Here is a 16,133-nt window from a genome sequence, read left to right as displayed (position 1 = left end):
GCGTCAGGGGGACAAGGTGTAGGTACGGCTGGAGGTGTAGAACTCCAGGGCGGCGCGGCCCTGTTCGCGCGGCCCGTGCCCGGATGCCTTGGCGCCGCCGAAGGGCAGGTGGAAGTCGACGCCCGTGGACGGCGCGTTGACGCGGATCATGCCGGTGTCGAGGCGGTCGAGCCCGTGCAGGGCCGCTTCGAGGCCGCCCGTGTGGACCGAGGTGACCAGCCCGTACGGCACCGAGTTGACGATCCTCACGGCGTCGGCCAGGTCGTTTGCGGGCAGCAGGGCCGCGACGGGGCCGAAGACCTCCTCCCGCAGCAACAGGTGGCCCGGCGGCACCTTCTCGGCCAGGGTGGGGGCCGCGTACCAGCCGGGGCCCTCGGGCACGGTGCCCGCGGCGACGACGGACAGCCCGCCGAGAGCCTGTGCGAACCGGTCGCGCGCCCGCTCGGAGATGAGCGGCCCGCACACCGTGGCGGGGTCGGCCGGGTCACCGACGGGAAGCGCGCGCAGCGCCTGGGCAAGCGCCTCGCGCAGGGGGTCGAGGGCGGCGCCGACGGCGATCACCCGGCTGGTTGCGGTGCACTTCTGTCCCGCGTACCCGGCGATCGCGGCGGCGATGTGGGCCGCGGCGCGTTCGATGTCCGCGTCGGGCAGGACGATCGCCGCGTTGAGCCCGCCCATCTCGGCCTGGACCGGCACGCCCCGGGCCGTGGCGGTGCGCACGACCGCGTTGCCGACGGCGGTGGAGCCGGTGAAGGAGACGGCGTCGGCGGCGCAGAGGACGGCGTTGCCCTCCGCGGGTCCGCCGGGGACGACGGTGAACACCCCGTCGGGCAGGGCCTGCCGGACGATCCGGGCGAGGCGCTGGGCGCAGGCGGTCGCCTCGGGTGCGGGCTTGAGGACGACCGCGTTGCCGGCCGCCAGCGCGGGTGCGGCCTTCCAGCTCGGGATGGCGTAGGGGAAGTTCCAGGGAGTGATCAGGCCCGCGACCCCGTGCGGGCGCCGGCGCGTCAGCAGCAGCCCGGGGCCGCCGGCCGGCTCGTGGACGGCACCCGTGGGCTCGTAGGGGGCCTGGGCGTAGTACCGCCAGATCGCGGCGGTGCGTGCCACCTCCGCCCGTGCTTCGGCGAGCGGCTTGCCCACCTCCCGCACGGCGAGCGCGGCCAGTTCACCGGCCGCGGCCTCGACGGCCCCGGCGATCGCGGAGAGCGCCGAGGAGCGGGCGGCCGCGCCGCCGCCGTACCAGCCCGGCTGGGCGGCACGGGCCCGCTCGACGGCGTCGGCCGCGGCGGCGGCGCCGGGCGCCGGTACCCGGGCGACGACGTCGCCGGGGTCGGCGGGATTGTGCGATGCGATGGAGGACGGTGTCACAGCAGGAAGCCTCCGGGGAAGGGGTCGTCCGGGTCGAGGAAGTACTGGGCCGTGCCGGTGATCCAGGCCCGTCCGGTGATCGTGGGAACGACCGCGGGCACCCCGCCGACCTGCGTCTCCCCCACCAGGCGGCCGGTGAACTCGGTGCCGATGAAGGACTCGTTGACGAAGTCGCGGTCGAGCGGCAGCGCGCCGCGGGCGTGCAGCTGCGCCATCCGGGCGGAGGTTCCGGTGCCGCAGGGCGAACGGTCGAACCAGCCCGGGTGGATGGCCATGGCGTGCCGCGAGCGGTACGCGTCCGAGCCGGGGGCGGCGAGGTAGACGTGCTTGAGGCCGGCGATCTCGGGGCGTTCGGGGTGCACGGGCCTCTCGGGCGAGGCGTTGACGGCGTCCATGACGGCGAGCCCGGCGGCCAGGAGGTCGTCCTTGCGGGCCCGTTCGAAGGGAACCCCGAGCGCGGCGGGTTCGACGAAGGCGTAGAAGTTGCCCCCGAAGGCGAGGTCGTACGTCACCGTCCCGTACCCGGGCACCTCGGTCTTGCGGTCCAGGCCGGCACAGAAGGCGGGCACGTTGGTGAACGTGACGGCCTTCGCCGCGCCGTCCTCGACCTGCACGTCGGCCGTGACCAGTCCGGCCGGGGTGTCGAGCCGCACCGTGGTGACGGGCTCGGTGACGGGCACCATGCCGGTCTCGACGAGGACCGTGGCGACGCCGATGGTGCCGTGCCCGCACATCGGCAGCAGACCGGACACCTCGATGTAGAGGACCCCGTAGTCGGCGTCGGGGCGGGTGGGGGGCTGGAGGATCGCGCCGCTCATGGAGGCGTGGCCGCGCGGTTCGTACATCAGGAGCGTGCGGAGGTGGTCCAGGTGCTCGATGAAGTGGAGCCGGCGCTCGGCCATGGTGGCGCCGGGTATCACCCCCACGCCACCGGTGATGACGCGGGTGGGCATGCCCTCGGTGTGCGAGTCGACGGCATGGAAGACATGACGAGTGCGCACGTATGTCCCTTCGGCGGTCGGGCGGGCGGTCAGCAGTGGCCGTCGGCGACGGCCTTCTCGGTGGCGGCGCGCACCACGGCCGCGCTCTCCCCGGTGAGCGGGTGGCGCGGCGGCCGGGTGGGGCCGCCGTGGCGGCCGACGATGTCCATGGAGAGCTTGATGGCCTGTACGAACTCGGTCTTCGAGTCCCAGCGCAGCAGCGGGTGCAGCGACGCGTACAGCGGAATCGCGGTCTCCAGGTCCCCGGCGACGGCGGCGTGGTAGAGCCGGGCGCAGGTGGCGGGGAAGGCGTTGGGGTATCCCGCGACCCAGCCGACGGCACCGGCGAGGGCGAGTTCCAGGACGACGTCGTCGGCGCCGACCAGCAGGTCGAGCTCAGGGGCGAGTTCGGCGATCTCGTAGGCGCGCCGGACGTCGCCGCTGAACTCCTTGACGGCCACGATGCTGCCGTCGCCGTGCAGCCGTGCCAGGAGGGCGGGGGTCAGGTCGACCTTGGTGTCGATGGGGTTGTTGTAGGCCACGACCGGTATCCCGGTCCTGGCGACCTCGGCATAGTGGGCGCGTACGGCGTGCTCGTCGGCGCGGTAGGCGTTCGGCGGCAGCAGCAGGACGGAGCCGCAGCCCGCCTCGGCGGCGTGCTCGGTCCAGCGGCGCGCCTCGGCGCTGCCGTACGCGGCGACGCCGGGCATCACCCGGGCACCGTCGCCGGCCGCCTCGACGGCGGTGCGCACCACGCGGGCGCGCTCCTCGTCGGTGAGGGTCTGGTACTCGCCGAGGGAGCCGTTGGGTACGACTCCGTCGCAGCCGTCGTCGATGAGCCGGCGGACGTGGGCGGCGTAGGCGTCGTAGTCGACACTGAGGTCCTCGCGCAGCGGGAGCGCGGTGGCGACCATGATGCCGCGCCAGGGGTGGTCGTTGGTCCAGGAGGTGGCGGTCATGCCGGTAACCCTTCCGAGGTGTTCGAGGTGTCCGAGGTCGTCGTTGGTGTTCATTCGGTCCATGAGCCGAGCACCCCGAGCGGGACGGGCACGGCGAGCGGGCGGCGTTCGGCGGACGGCGGTACGCTCCCCTGCCCCGCTCCCGCGGCGAGGCAGGTGACGGCCGCGGTGCACATCCGTCCCTGGCACCAGCCCATGCCGGCGCGGGTGAGGAGCTTGACGGTGCGTGCGTCGCGGGCGCCGAAGTCCGTGACCGCCTCGCGAACGCGGCCGGCGGTCACCTCTTCGCAGCGGCAGACGTCCGTGTCGTCGCCGAGCCAGTCGCTCCAGCCGGGGCCGGGGGCGTGCGCGGCGGCCATGGCCCCGGCGAAGGCGCGCATCCGGTCGCGGCGGCGGCGCAGTGCCCGCGTGCGCCCGCTCCCGGTGAGTGCGGGCTGCCCGCGCAGCCGGGCGGCGACCGCGATGCCCGCCAGCTCGCCTTCGGCGCGGGCCAGTTGCCACCCTCCGGTTCCGCCGGTCTCGCCGGCGGCCCACAGGCCCGGCACGGAGGTCTCCTGCAGGTCGTCCAGGACGAGGGCGTGCATTCCGTCGGGCGTGGGGCGGGTGGCACAGCCGAGCCCGGTGGCGAGCTCGATCTGCGGGGCCAGGCCGTGTCCGACGGCCAGCGCGTCGCAGGCGATGCGGCGGCCCGTTCCCGGGACCGGCCGCCACTCGCGGTCGACGCGGGAGAGCGTGACGGCCTCCACCCGGTCGCTGCCGTGGACTTCGGTGACCGCGCTGCGGGTGCGCAGCCTTACCCGGTGGCGCAGCAGTGCCGAGCCGTGGACGGCGGCCTCCAGGAGCTTGCCCGGGTTGAGGGCGAGGGCGCGGGGGTGGCGGGCGTAGCCGAGGTAGCCGGACGCCTCGGCCACAGCCGGGACGCGCGCGCCGGCGGCGGCGAGCGAGGCGGCGACGGCGAGCAGCAGCGGTCCGCTGCCCGCGACGACGACCCGGCTGCCGGGCAGGACGAGCCCGGACTTGAGCATCGCCTGGGCGCCCCCGGCGCCGACGACACCGGGCAGGGTCCAGCCGGGAAAGGGCAGTTGGCGTTCGTAGGCACCCGTCGCGAGCAGGACCGCGCGGGCCCGTACCCGCACCGGGTGCCCGCCGTCGCCGTCCGCGCCGGTGAGGGCGTGCACCGTCCACGGCTCGCCGCTCCCCCGGGCCACGGTCCAGACGTGGTGCCCGGCCAGGTGGACGACCTCGCTCGCCTCCAGGCGGCTGCGCAGGGCGGTGAAGGCGGGCCAGCCGTGGTGCAGGGCCTGCGGCCGGGCGGCTCCCAGGGCCGGGTCGGGGTGCCGGAAGAACTGGCCCCCGGCCTGGGCGCCGGCGTCCAGGAGGGCGACCGTCAGGCCGAGTCCGGACGCGGCGACGGCACCCGCGAGGCCGGCGGGGCCGGCGCCGATGACGGCGAGGTCGTAGGTTTCAGACGCCGAGCCCGGCATGGCCGTGTCCTTCCTGGGTCGTGATCGCGTCTCCTGGCCGTGCGGGCACCAGGCAGGCTCTCCTGTTGGGTTGGGCGTTGACGGTGGCGAGGCAGTCGTAGCACTGCCCGATGCCGCAGAAGGCGCCGCGCGGGCGGCCGCCCTCGCGTGTGGTGCGCCAGGCGAGGATGCCCGCTCCCCACAGGGCGGCGGCGATGGACTGCCCGGGCAGGGCGGTGACCGTACGGCCGTCGAAGGTGATCTCGAAGGGCGGGCCGGGCTCCGCCCTGACCAGGCCGGCGGGGGTACGGGCCACTGCTGGCCTCCTTACGGGGGGGGGGACGGACGGGGAAGTGTCAAGCGGCGGCTGTGAAGCGGCCGGGGCGGAACGGGCCCGCGTCGAGCGGTGGTTCACCGCCCGTCAGCAGCCGGGCGACGATCAGCCCGGTGGCCGGGGCGAGCCCGATCCCCGCGCCTTCGTGGCCGCAGGCGTGCAGCAGTCCCGGCACGCGGGGGTCGGGGCCGATCGCGGGCAGGTGGTCGGGCAGGTAGGGGCGGAAGCCGGCGTACGTCCGCATCGCCCGCACCGTGGCCAGCACCGGGAACAGCGCTGTGGCCTGGCGGGCGAGGCGGCCGAGCGCCTCCACCGACAGCGTGCGGTCGAAGCCGACCCGTTCGCGGCTGGCGCCGATCAGGACCGGGCCCGCGGGGGTGCCCTCGACCACGGCCGAGGTCTGCAGGGCCGCCGAACCGCTCGCCACGTCGGCGACGTAGTCCGCCGCGTACACCTTGTGCCGCACCACGCGCGGCAGCGGTTCGGTGACGAGCACGAAGCCGCGGCGCGGCAGGACGGGCAGGCGGGCCCCGGCGAGGGCGGCCAGTTCGCCGCCCCAGGTGCCGGCGGCGTTCACCACATGCGGGGCGTGGGTCTCGCCGGCCGGCGTCCGTACGCCCCGCACTTCGCCTCGCGCGCCGGTGAGGATCGCGGTGACCTCCTCGCCGGTGCGGACCCGCGCGCCCGAGGCGCGCAGCAGGTGGGCGGCGGCGAGGGCCGGCTGGACCTGGGCGTCCTGGGGGTAGTGGTAACCGCCGGCGAGGCCCGGGGCCAGGTGCGGCTCCAGGTCGTTCAGCCGGTCCGGCGGTATCTCCCGCGCCGTGACGCCCGCCTTCTCCTGGGTCGCGGCGAAGGCGCGCAGCGCGTCCATGCCCGTGGCGTAGGAGGCGACGACCAGGCCGCCCTTGGGCTCGTACTCGATCCGGGCGGGCAGCACTGCGGCCAGCTCCTGCCACAACCGGGCGGAGAGCAGGGCCAGATCGAGCTCGGGGCCCGGTTGCTTGTCGGAGACCAGCAGGTTGCCCTCGCCGGCTCCCGTGGTCCCGCCCGCGACGGGACCACGGTCGATCACGGTGACGGAGAGGCCGGAACGGGAGGCGTAGTAGGCGCAGGCGGCACCTATCACCCCCGCCCCGACGACGATGACGTCGGAGGAGCTTGTCGTTGGCACGTCAGTAATATTTCACATTGCACTGGCGCTGCCAAGGGTCTTCCGATCAGTCTTCCCGCCCCTCGGCCAGTTCGCCCATCCACGCCTCGATCGCGTCCGGCGTCCGGGGCAGCGCCCCCGACATCAGCCGCGCGCCGTCGGCCGTGATGACCAGGTCGTCCTCGATCCGCACCCCGATGCCCCGCAGTTCGGCCGGCAGCGTCTCGTCGTCGGGCTGGAGGTAGAGCCCGGGTTCGACGGTGAGCACGTGCCCCTCCTCCAGCACGCCGTCGAGGTAGGCGTCCGCCCGCGCCTGGGCGCAGTCGTGGACGTCCAGGCCGAGCATGTGCCCGCTGCTGCACAGGGTGTAGCGGCGGTGCAGGTCGCCCTCGGCGCTCTTCAGCACCCCCCACTCCGCGAGGCCTTCGGCGATGACGCGCATGCCGGCCCGGTGGAAGTCGCGGAAGCTCGCGCCGGGTTTCAGCGCGGCGATGCCCGCGTCCTGGGCGGCCAGGACGAGTTCGTAGACCTGCCGCTGGACGGACGAGAAGCGCCCGGACAGGGGGAGGGTGCGGGTGATGTCGGCGGTGTAGAGGGTGTCCGTCTCCACGCCCGCGTCCAGCAGGAGCAGTTCGCGGGCGTCCAGGGGCCCGTCGTTGCGTATCCAGTGCAGGACGCACGCGTGCGCGCCGGAGGCCGCGATGGTGTCGTACCCGGTGCCGTTCCCCTCCGCCCGGGCGCGCAGGCCGAAGACGCCCTCGATCCAGCGCTCGCCGCGCGGGTGGGCCAGCGCGCGGGGCAGCGCCCGTACGACGTCCTCGAAGCCGTGGGCGGTATGGTCCACGGCCGACTGCAGTTGCCCGATCTCCCACACGTCCTTCACCAGCCGCAGCTCGCTCAGGACGCGGGCGAGCTCGGCGTCGCGGGAGGCGTCGCGCCCCGGGGGCGGCGTGCGGTGGTCGTCCAGGTGCAGGCAGCGGATGCCGGTCATGCGCTCGGCCTCGGCGAGGTCGGGGCGCCGCCCGACCCAGAACTCGCCGTAGCGGCGGTCCCGGTAGAAATCCGCACCGCTGCGCGACGAGCGCGGCCGCATATGGAGCACCGCCTCGTGCCCGTGCGGGCCGTCCGGCTCCAGGACCAGCACATGGCCCGCCTGCTCCTCACCGGTCAGACCGGTCAGCCAGGCGTAGGCGCTGTGCGGCCGGAAGCGGTAATCGCAGTCGTTGGAGCGGACCTTCAGCTCTCCCGCCGGGACGATAAGCCGCTCGCCGGGGAAGCACGCGGACAGCTTCGCCCGGCGCGCGGCGGCGAGCCCGGCGACGGGAAGCCGGATGTCGGCGGGCAGTGGCGTCGCCGCCCAGTTCCCCGCCATGAAGCGCTCGAATTCCGGCGAAGCGGGCAGATCATGACTTGCCACCCGCTGTGCTGCGGCTGCCGGCTCGTTCATGGGACTCCTCCTCGGACACAGGTGGGTAACGGAACGACTGACACCTTGTCAGTGCAATTTCACATTACTATGTTACGGGTCACATTTCAGCCAGCAGTCCGGCTGTTCGACTGTTCACGGAGTGACCACTGATGAACACGCGCACCAGTACCGCCCTCGCCGCCACCCTGGCGGCCACCCTCGCCCTCGGCGCGGCCGGCTGTTCCGGCGGAAAGCAGGCGGGGGGCGCCGGCGAAGGCGGCAAGAACCCCGCCGCCGCCAACGTGGGCGCCACGATCGGCGGCACCCCGCACAAGGGCGGCACCCTCACCGTGCTCTCCAACCAGGACTTCACCCACCTCGACCCGGCCCGCAACTGGGTGATGAGCGACATGGACTTCGGGACGCGGCTGCTCTACCGCACGCTGGTGACCTACAGAGCCGCGCCCGGAACGGGGGGCGGCGAACTCGTCCCCGATCTCGCCACCGACCTCGGCACCCCCTCGAACGACGCGAAGACGTGGACGTTCCACCTCAAGCAGGGGGTGAGCTACGAGGACGGCTCGCCCGTCACCGCGCAGGACGTCAAGTACAACGTGGAGCGGTCCTTCTCCCCCGACCTGCCCGGTGGCGCCGACTACGCCGCCCGCTACCTCGCCGGCGCCGAGGGCTACCGGGGCCCCGCCCAGGGCAAGCACCTGGACTCGGTCAAGACGCCGGACGACCACACCATCGTCTTCGAACTGCGCAAGTCCTTCGCCGAGTTCCCCTACGCCACCGTCATGCCCACCTTCGCGCCCGTGCCACAGGCTCAGGACAAGGGGCCGCAGTACGACAACCGGCCGTTCTCCTCCGGCCCCTACAAGGTCGACTCGTACGACCGGGGCAAGAAGCTGGTGCTGGTCCGCAACGACAAGTGGGACCCGAAGACGGACGAGGTCCGCAAGGCCTACCCGGACAAGCTGGTCGTCGTCATGGGGCTGAAGCAGAACCAGATCGACGACCGGATGATCGCCAGCCAGGGCGCCGACGCCTCCGCCGTCCCCTGGTACGCCCTGCGGCCCGAGAGCGCGGCCAAGGTGCTGCCCAGCGCCGAGGTGCGCTCGCGGCTGCTCGCCGAGTCCCAGAACTGCACGGACATGGTCCAGATGCACACCGGCCGGGCCCCCTTCGACAACGTCAAGGTGCGTCAGGCCGTGCAGTACGCCCTCGACCGGGACGCCGTCCTGACCTCCTCCGGCGGCCCGGCCTTCAACGACCCGTCGACCACCTACATGCCGGCCGCGCTCTTCGGCGGCAAGCAGCCCGACACCCTGAAGATCCCCGCCACCGGCGACGTCGAGAAGGCCAGGCAGCTGCTGAAGGAGGCCGGCAAGCCGGACGGCTTCTCCACCAAGATCACCGTCTCGTCCGGTGACAAGGGCCGGGGCGAGGCGATACAGCAGTCCCTCGGCAAGGCCGGCATCAAGGTCACCATCGAGACCGTGGACCCGTCGGCGTTCTACGCCACCATCGGTGACATCAAGAACCGCACCGACATGGTGTACACGGGCTGGTGCCCCGACTACCCCTCCGGCTCGACCTTCCTGCCCTTCGTCTTCGACGGCCGCTTCATCAAGGAGAAGGGAAACTCCGGCAACCACTCGCTCTTCCGCGACGAGGCGACCATGAAGCGGATGGACGAGATCGCCGCCATGACCGACACCAAGCAGGCCGCCCAGGCCTGGCAGCAGCTGGACGGCGAGATCCTCGCCCAGGCCCCGGCCGTCCCCGTGCTGGTCCGGCGGTGGCCGCTGGTCCTCGGCACCAACATCGCCGGTGCCTACGGGCACACCTCCTTCGGCGGCCAGCTCGACTACGCCACGGTCGGCCTGAAGGACCCCGCGAAGAGCCAGGGCTGAGGTCCGCACACCATGACCACTACGACACCGCCCGCGGCGGTCGTCCCCGCGGGCAGCGGCCCCTGGCAGCTCGCCCGCGCGGAACTGCGCCGCCGCGTCTCCGTGAAGATCTCCCTCGCCGTCGTCGCCCTCTTCCTGATCATGGCGGCCGGCGCCCCGCTGCTGAGCTCGCTCGCGGGCTGGACACCCGAGGAGTTCGACAAGACCGCCGTCGACCCCTACCTCGGCGGCCGGCCCCTCGGCCCGCTCGGCGGCATCTCCGCCGACCACTGGCTCGGCGTGGAACCCGTCACCGGCCGCGACCTGTTCGCCCGCGTCGTGCACGGCGCCCAGGTCTCGCTGCTCATCGCCCTGAGCGCCACCGCCATCGTCGTCGTCGCCGGAACGGCGGCCGGCATCGCGGCGGGCTACTTCGGCGGCCGCACCGACGCCGTGCTCTCCCGGCTGATGGACCTCACCATGTCCTTCCCCTCCCTCATCTTCATGATCGCGATGATGTCGGTGGCGAAGGACGTCAACCGGGTCCTGCTGATGACCGCCGTCATCGGGTTGTTCGGCTGGCCCGGCGTGGCCCGCGTCGTCCGCGGCCAGACCCTCTCGCTCAAGCACCGCGAGTACGTCGACGCCGCCCGCGTCGGCGGCTCCGGGCCCTGGCGCATCCTCACCCGCGACATCCTCCCCGGCGTCTCCGGGCCCGTCATCGCCTACACCACCCTGATCATCCCCGGCATGATCGCCACCGAGGCGGCGCTGAGCTACCTGGGCGTCGGCGTCCGCCCGCCCACCCCCTCCTGGGGGCAGATGATCGCCGAGAGCGTCGCCTTCTACGACACGGACCCCATGTACTTCGTCATCCCGAGCAGCTGTCTGTTCCTGGCCGTGCTCGCCTTCACCCTGCTCGGCGACGCGCTGCGCGACGTCCTCGACCCGAGGAGCGGCCGCACATGACCGTCTACATCGGGCGCCGGCTCCTCGCTGTCATCGGGGTGCTCATCGCCATCGCCGCCGTCACCTTCACCGTCTTCTACGTCCTGCCCTCCGACCCCGCCGCCGCGGCCTGCGGCAAGTCGTGCAGCACCGAGCGCCTGGAGGCGATCCGCGCCCACATGGGCCTCGACCGGCCGCTGTGGCGGCAGTTCGCGGACTTCGTCACCGGCATCTTCACCGGCCGGACCATGGGCAGCGGCCAGTACGCCCTGCAGTGCCGGTTCCCCTGCCTCGGCTACTCCTACGAGAACTCCGAGGACGTCTGGGACCTGCTGATGGACCGCCTGCCGGTCTCGGCCTCGCTCGCCCTGGGCGCGGCCGTGCTCTGGCTGCTGCTCGGCCTGAGCGCCGGGGTCACCGCGGCCCTGCGCAAGGACAGCCTCACCGACCGCGTGCTGATGGTCGGTGCCGTCGCTGCCGCCTCCCTGCCCGTCTACTTCACCTCGATGATGCTCATCTACGGCCTCATCCGGGTCGCCGGCCTGCTGCCCTACCCGCAGTACGTGCCGCTCGGCCACGACCCCCTGCAATGGGCGTCGAACCTGCTGCTGCCCTGGCTGGCCCTGGCCGTTCTGTACGCCGCCATGTACGCGCGCCAGAGCCGCAGTTCGATGATCGAGACGATGGCGGAGCCGTACATCCGCACCGCCCGCGCCAAGGGCCTGCCGCGCCGCACCGTCGTCGTCAAGCACGGGCTGCGGGCGGGCATGACGCCGATCCTCACCCTGTTCGGCATGGACCTGGGCGGGCTGCTGGCGGGCGCGGTCATCACCGAGTCCATCTTCGGGCTGCCGGGCATCGGGCGGCTCTTCTACGGTGCACTGTCCACCGGGGACCAGCCGGTCATCCTCGGCGTCACGCTGCTGGCCGCCGCCTTCATCGTCGTCGCCAACCTGGCCGTCGACCTGCTGTACGCCGTCGTCGACCCGCGAGTGAGGTACTGATGGCCGCCGAAGCACCCCTGTTGTCCGTCAAGGACCTCACGGTCACCTTCCCCACCAAGCGCGGACCCGTACGGGCTGTGGACTCGCTGGACTTCACGGTGCGCCGGGGGCAGACCCTCGGCATCGTCGGCGAGTCCGGCTCCGGCAAGTCCGTCACCTCCCTGGCCGTGATGGGCCTGCACACCGGCGCGAACGTCAGCGGGTCGATCACCCTCGACGGCCGGGAGCTGACCGGGCTGCCCGAGCGCGAGCTGAACCGGCTGCGCGGCCGCCGCATGGCGATGATCTTCCAGGACCCGCTCTCCAGCCTTCACCCGTACTACACCGTCGGCGAGCAGATAGCCGAACACCACCGCGTCCACTTCGGGTCCGGCCGCGCGGCGGCGCGCAGACGGGCCGTCGAGATGCTCGGCGAGGTCGGCATCCCCGAGCCCGCGCGCCGGGCGGGCGAGTATCCGCACCGGTTCTCGGGCGGGATGCGCCAGCGCGTGATGATCGCCATGGCGCTCGCCTGCGAGCCCGAGCTCCTCATCGCCGACGAGCCGACCACCGCCCTGGACGTCACCGTCCAGGCGCAGATCCTGGAGCTGATCGCCCGGCTCCAGGAGGAGCGCGGACTCGCCGTCGTCATGATCACGCACGATCTGGGCGTCGTCGCCCGCGTCGCCCGGGACGTCCTGGTGATGTACGGCGGCCGGGCAGCCGAACAGGCACCGGTGGACGCCCTGTTCGCCGACCCGGCCCACCCCTACACCCGGGGCCTGCTCGACTCCCTGCCCCGCCTCGACGACACCGACGACGCGCCCCTGCGGGCCATCCCCGGCAGCCCGCCCTCACTGCTGGCCCCCTCCCCCGGGTGCGCCTTCGCGCCGCGCTGCCCCCGGGCGGCAGCCGCCTCGCCGGCCGAGCGCGCGCGCTGCGAGGGGACCAGGCCCGAGCTCCTCCCGTCGCACGGGCACCTCGTCGCCTGCCACCTCTCCCTGCACACCGCTGCCCATGCCCGCGGAGGCACCCGATGACCGCGATTGCCGAGCCCCTGCTGTCCGTCCGGGACGTGACCATGACGTTCCCGGGCAGACGGGGCCGCTCGGCTCCCGTACGGGCCGTCGACGGCGTCAGCTTCGACGTGGCGCCGGGCGAGACCCTGGGCCTGGTCGGGGAATCCGGATGCGGCAAGTCCACCACGGGCCGCATGATCGTACGGCTCCTGGAGCCGACCACCGGGTCGGTCCTCTACGACGGCCGCGACATCAGCCGTCTGGGCCGGCGCGCGCTCAAGCCGCTGCGCCGGGAGCTGCAGATGGTCTTCCAGGACCCGCACTCCTCCCTCAACCCGCGCCAGACCGTGGCCCGGATCATCGCCGACCCCTTGCTGGCACAGGGCGGTTCCGCGGCCGGGGCGCGCAGGCGGGCCGCGGAGCTGATGGAGCTGGTCGGGCTCATCCCCGAGCACCTCGACCGCTATCCGCACGAGTTCTCCGGCGGTCAGGCGCAGCGCATCGGCATCGCCCGCTCGCTGGCCACCGGGCCCCGGCTGATCGTCGCCGACGAGCCCGTCTCGGCCCTCGACGTCTCCGTGCAGGCCCAGATCGTCAACCTCATGGAACGGCTGCAGCGGGAGCTCGGCCTCGCCTATCTCTTCATCGCCCACGACCTGTCGGTGGTCAAGCGGGTGTGCGACCGGGTCGCCGTGATGTACCTGGGGCGGATCGTCGAGACCGGCGACAAGGAGCGGGTGTACGCGGCCCCCGCGCATCCCTACACCCGGGCGCTGCTCTCGGCCGTGCCGCTGCCGGACCCGGCCGCCGAGCGCACTCGTGAGCGGATCGTGCTCCTCGGGGACCCGCCGAGCCCGGCGGCGCCCCCGCCCGGCTGCACCTTTCACCCGCGCTGCCCCAAGGCCCAGGAGGTCTGCCGGAGCGAGGCACCGCTGCTGCGGATCGCGGCGCCGGGTGAGACGCGGGAGGTGGCCTGCCACTTCCCCGAGACGACAACTGCCGGAGTTTGAGCCTCCACTTGGAGCTCCGGCAGCACTGAAATCCCCTGAGGGGTTGTCAGTAACATTTCACATTACTACGTTACACATCACATGGCGGCGCATCGGCCTCTCAGGTGCCGCCCGGCGCAGGGCAGTTGATGCCTCATGCGCACCCCCCACTCGCACCTCCCACCCAGGAGTCACCGGTGTTCCAGTCCAGAACTCTGCGCAGATCCGTGCTCACCGCTGCGATAACCGTGACGCTCTGCGCCACGGCCTGGCAGCCCGGCTCCGCGGCTGCCTCCCCCTCCCCCACCGCCCCGGCGACGGCGGCACCGCGCCAGGTCGCCCAGGAGCCGAACCCCTTCGACGAGGTCCAGCGCCTCGCCAACGCCCCGCGGCCCGCCATCCAGTCCCCCTCCACGCCCGGCGGGCTGTCGGACGGGCGCGTCCCCGGCGCCCGTACGCCCGAACCGAAGCCCACGGCCCTCACCCCCCGTGCCACGCTCGGCGGCGTCGCCGTTCCCTGCACGCTCGACGGCGTCAAGGGCCTCAGCCCGGAGCGGTTCGCCGACTTCCTCGCCGATCCGGCCGTCACCGCCGACGGCTGTCTGCGCGGTCTCATCTGGACCTGGGACCAGCGCCTGGTCCCGGTCATGTCGAAGGCGCACGTCCAGGCCGTCTCCCGGCGGATCGAACAGCTCGCCTCCGCGCACGACGGCAAGAACGGCAGCCACCTGCTGGAGATGTTCACCTACCTCCACGCCGTGGCCTACCACGACTTCTCGCACGACGAGATCGACATCACCGACGCCCCGACGGTGGATGCCATGCGCCGCGCGACCGGCGCGTTCGGCGGGGCCGCTCGCACCTTCGACGTCACCCGCACCAACGCCGAGACCCTGCGTGAGGCCCTGTACGCGGCCAGCTCACCGGGCCTGCGCCAGCACCAGCTGCCGCTGATCAAGCGCGTTCTGGCGACCATGGACGCCGCCCACCCGGCGACCGCCAAGGACGCCTCCTGGGCCGGCGCCGCGCTCGCCGCGCTCTCCCTCAACTACCTCGGCGTCTACACCGGCAACCACGACACCGCCTTCCACGCCGCCGTCGCCGCCGACTCCTCCTACCGCGCGGCCTTCAAGGCCTTCGCCGGTTACACCCACCTCAAGGGCACGGCCAACGCCTGGGTGGTGCGCGACGCCGTCAGTGAGTACGGCCGGATGGGCCAGATCGACGCGCTCAGGAGCGAGATCACCGCCGCCCTCGGCGGCCTGCTGACCACCACCGCAGGCAACTTCGGCGAGGGCAGCGAGCCCTGGGCCAAGGTCGTCACCTGGCTGAACGAGTTCGGCGCCTGCAAGCAGTACGGGGTGTGCAAGGCGGACATCGAGCGCCGTCTCTTCCCCAGCACCTACGCGTACGACAACGGCGGCATCAAGGTCCGCACGGCCCTGCCCCGGGCCACCGTCGACCGGCTCTACTACGCGAGCAAACAGGTCAAGGCGCAGTTCCACCGGGTGCTGGGCACCGAGCAGCCGCTGGCGGGCGACACCAACACCACGCTGAACATCGTGCTGTACGCCTCCCGCTCCGACTACGAGATCTACCACCCGCTGCTGACCGGCATGGGCACCAACAACGGCGGCATCTACATCGAGAACGGCGCCACCTTCTACACCTACGAGCGCCGGGTACCCCAGGACTCCACGCTCACGCTGGAGGAGCTGTTCCGCCACGAGTACACGCACTACCTCAACGGCCGGTGGGCCGTGCCCGGTCTCTTCGGTGAGGGCCCGTGGTACCAGGGCGACCGCACCACCGCCATGGACGAGGGCACGGCGGAGTTCTTCGACGGCGCCACCCGCGACGACGGCATCAAGGTCCGCAAGTCCCTGGTCCAGAGCATCATCAACGACACGGCGGGCGGCACCAAGCCCCGCATGAACGTCAACCAGTTGCTGCACGCGGAGTACGACCGGGACGGCTTCCGCTTCTACTCGTACGCCGGAACGTTCTTCGAGTACCTGTGGTCCGAGCGCCCGTCGCTGCTCAAGGAGATGTACGGCTACCTCCGGGCCAATGACGTCACGGGCTTCGACGCCTGGCGGAGCCGCCTCGGCCGGGACACCGGCCTGCAGCGCGCGTACGACACCTTCCTGGACCAGCAGATCGCCAAGGTCAAGGACCTGTACGTGCCCGCGACCACCTTCACGCCCGTCGGCGGGCTGGACGCCGGGCACCCCGCCACGATCCGCGCGTCCTTCAACGCCACGACCGGCATGAAGCCCGACTGCCGCTCCAACGAGGCACCGGGGCGCCCCCGGTTCACGTGCACGGGCCGCATCACCGCCAACCTGAGCAGCCCGGGCAACGCCGACCTGGTCTTCAAGGACATGTCCGAGACGGTCGACTACTTCATCCTCGACCGCACGAAGAAGGGCACCAACAACTTCGCCGACATGAACTGCTCCTTCGGCAAGGTCGACATCTGGTCCGGCCGCCCCGCCGGCTCGGCGGACTTCACCTGCGAGGGCCCGCTGAGGGGCTGACACCACCGGGTCACGCTCGCGGCCACCCGCTCCCGCGTCACCAGCTCGGCGGCCTGCTCGAAGTGGGCCGGCGTGGGCAGCACCTGGTTCAGCT

The 16,133-nt window shown here is 72.7% G+C and carries 13 protein-coding genes; 6 read left to right on the top strand and 7 right to left on the bottom strand.

Features of this window, described 5'->3' with window-relative positions; all coding sequences use genetic code 11:
- Nucleotides 1-3: 3 nt before the first annotated feature.
- The 7 genes from AB0F13_RS26725 to AB0F13_RS26695 are packed head-to-tail and all read right to left on the bottom strand — an operon-like array spanning nucleotide 4 to nucleotide 7,701.
- A complete protein-coding gene (locus tag AB0F13_RS26725; RefSeq protein ID WP_362087390.1) occupies nucleotides 4-1,368 on the bottom strand; it encodes an aldehyde dehydrogenase family protein in 1,365 nt (454 codons plus the stop codon).
- Nucleotides 1,365-2,369 (bottom strand): proline racemase family protein, encoded by a 1,005-nt coding sequence (locus AB0F13_RS26720; RefSeq protein ID WP_362087387.1) that lies wholly within the window; start codon nucleotides 2,367-2,369, stop codon nucleotides 1,365-1,367. The genes AB0F13_RS26725 and AB0F13_RS26720 overlap by 4 nt, the downstream gene beginning before the upstream one ends.
- Nucleotides 2,370-2,398: 29 nt before the next feature.
- The gene (locus AB0F13_RS26715; protein WP_362087455.1) at nucleotides 2,399-3,307 is read right to left on the bottom strand and encodes a dihydrodipicolinate synthase family protein; all 909 of its coding nucleotides are present in this window, start codon (nucleotides 3,305-3,307) and stop codon (nucleotides 2,399-2,401) included.
- Between the two features lie 50 nt (nucleotides 3,308-3,357).
- Nucleotides 3,358-4,791 (bottom strand): NAD(P)/FAD-dependent oxidoreductase, encoded by a 1,434-nt coding sequence (locus AB0F13_RS26710; protein WP_362087384.1) that lies wholly within the window; start codon nucleotides 4,789-4,791, stop codon nucleotides 3,358-3,360.
- The gene (locus AB0F13_RS26705; RefSeq protein WP_362087381.1) at nucleotides 4,772-5,086 is read right to left on the bottom strand and encodes a (2Fe-2S)-binding protein; all 315 of its coding nucleotides are present in this window, start codon (nucleotides 5,084-5,086) and stop codon (nucleotides 4,772-4,774) included. The genes AB0F13_RS26710 and AB0F13_RS26705 overlap by 20 nt, the downstream gene beginning before the upstream one ends.
- 40 nt (nucleotides 5,087-5,126) lie before the next feature.
- Nucleotides 5,127-6,275, bottom strand: a complete 1,149-nt coding sequence (locus AB0F13_RS26700; protein ID WP_362087378.1) for an FAD-binding oxidoreductase — start codon at nucleotides 6,273-6,275, stop codon at nucleotides 5,127-5,129.
- 46 nt (nucleotides 6,276-6,321) lie between these two features.
- Nucleotides 6,322-7,701: an aminopeptidase P family protein gene (locus tag AB0F13_RS26695; protein ID WP_362087375.1), complete on the bottom strand. Its 1,380-nt coding sequence runs from the start codon at nucleotides 7,699-7,701 to the stop codon at nucleotides 6,322-6,324.
- Nucleotides 7,702-7,832: 131 nt separating this feature from the next.
- Here AB0F13_RS26695 and AB0F13_RS26690 point away from each other — a divergent pair, with 131 nt between their 5' ends.
- From AB0F13_RS26690 to AB0F13_RS26665, 6 genes are all read left to right on the top strand, one after another.
- Nucleotides 7,833-9,581: an ABC transporter substrate-binding protein gene (locus AB0F13_RS26690; protein ID WP_362087372.1), complete on the top strand. Its 1,749-nt coding sequence runs from the start codon at nucleotides 7,833-7,835 to the stop codon at nucleotides 9,579-9,581.
- Between the two features lie 12 nt (nucleotides 9,582-9,593).
- Nucleotides 9,594-10,529: an ABC transporter permease gene (locus tag AB0F13_RS26685; RefSeq protein ID WP_362087369.1), complete on the top strand. Its 936-nt coding sequence runs from the start codon at nucleotides 9,594-9,596 to the stop codon at nucleotides 10,527-10,529.
- Nucleotides 10,526-11,512 (top strand): ABC transporter permease, encoded by a 987-nt coding sequence (locus AB0F13_RS26680; protein ID WP_362087366.1) that lies wholly within the window; start codon nucleotides 10,526-10,528, stop codon nucleotides 11,510-11,512. Before AB0F13_RS26685 ends, AB0F13_RS26680 begins: the two co-directional genes overlap by 4 nt.
- A complete protein-coding gene (locus tag AB0F13_RS26675; protein WP_362087364.1) occupies nucleotides 11,512-12,531 on the top strand; it encodes an ABC transporter ATP-binding protein in 1,020 nt (339 codons plus the stop codon). The genes AB0F13_RS26680 and AB0F13_RS26675 overlap by 1 nt, the downstream gene beginning before the upstream one ends.
- Nucleotides 12,528-13,520 (top strand): ABC transporter ATP-binding protein, encoded by a 993-nt coding sequence (locus AB0F13_RS26670; protein WP_362087361.1) that lies wholly within the window; start codon nucleotides 12,528-12,530, stop codon nucleotides 13,518-13,520. The genes AB0F13_RS26675 and AB0F13_RS26670 overlap by 4 nt, the downstream gene beginning before the upstream one ends.
- Before the next feature lie 176 nt (nucleotides 13,521-13,696).
- Nucleotides 13,697-16,039 (top strand): collagenase, encoded by a 2,343-nt coding sequence (locus AB0F13_RS26665; protein ID WP_362087358.1) that lies wholly within the window; start codon nucleotides 13,697-13,699, stop codon nucleotides 16,037-16,039.
- Nucleotides 16,040-16,133: the final 94 nt, after the last annotated feature.

This window comes from Streptomyces sp. NPDC026206 (genome assembly GCF_040638465.1).
In the GTDB taxonomy this organism is placed as follows: Bacteria; Actinomycetota; Actinomycetes; order Streptomycetales; family Streptomycetaceae; genus Streptomyces.
Note: the sequence above shows the minus strand (reverse complement) of the source record. Positions and strands in the feature narration are given on the sequence as shown.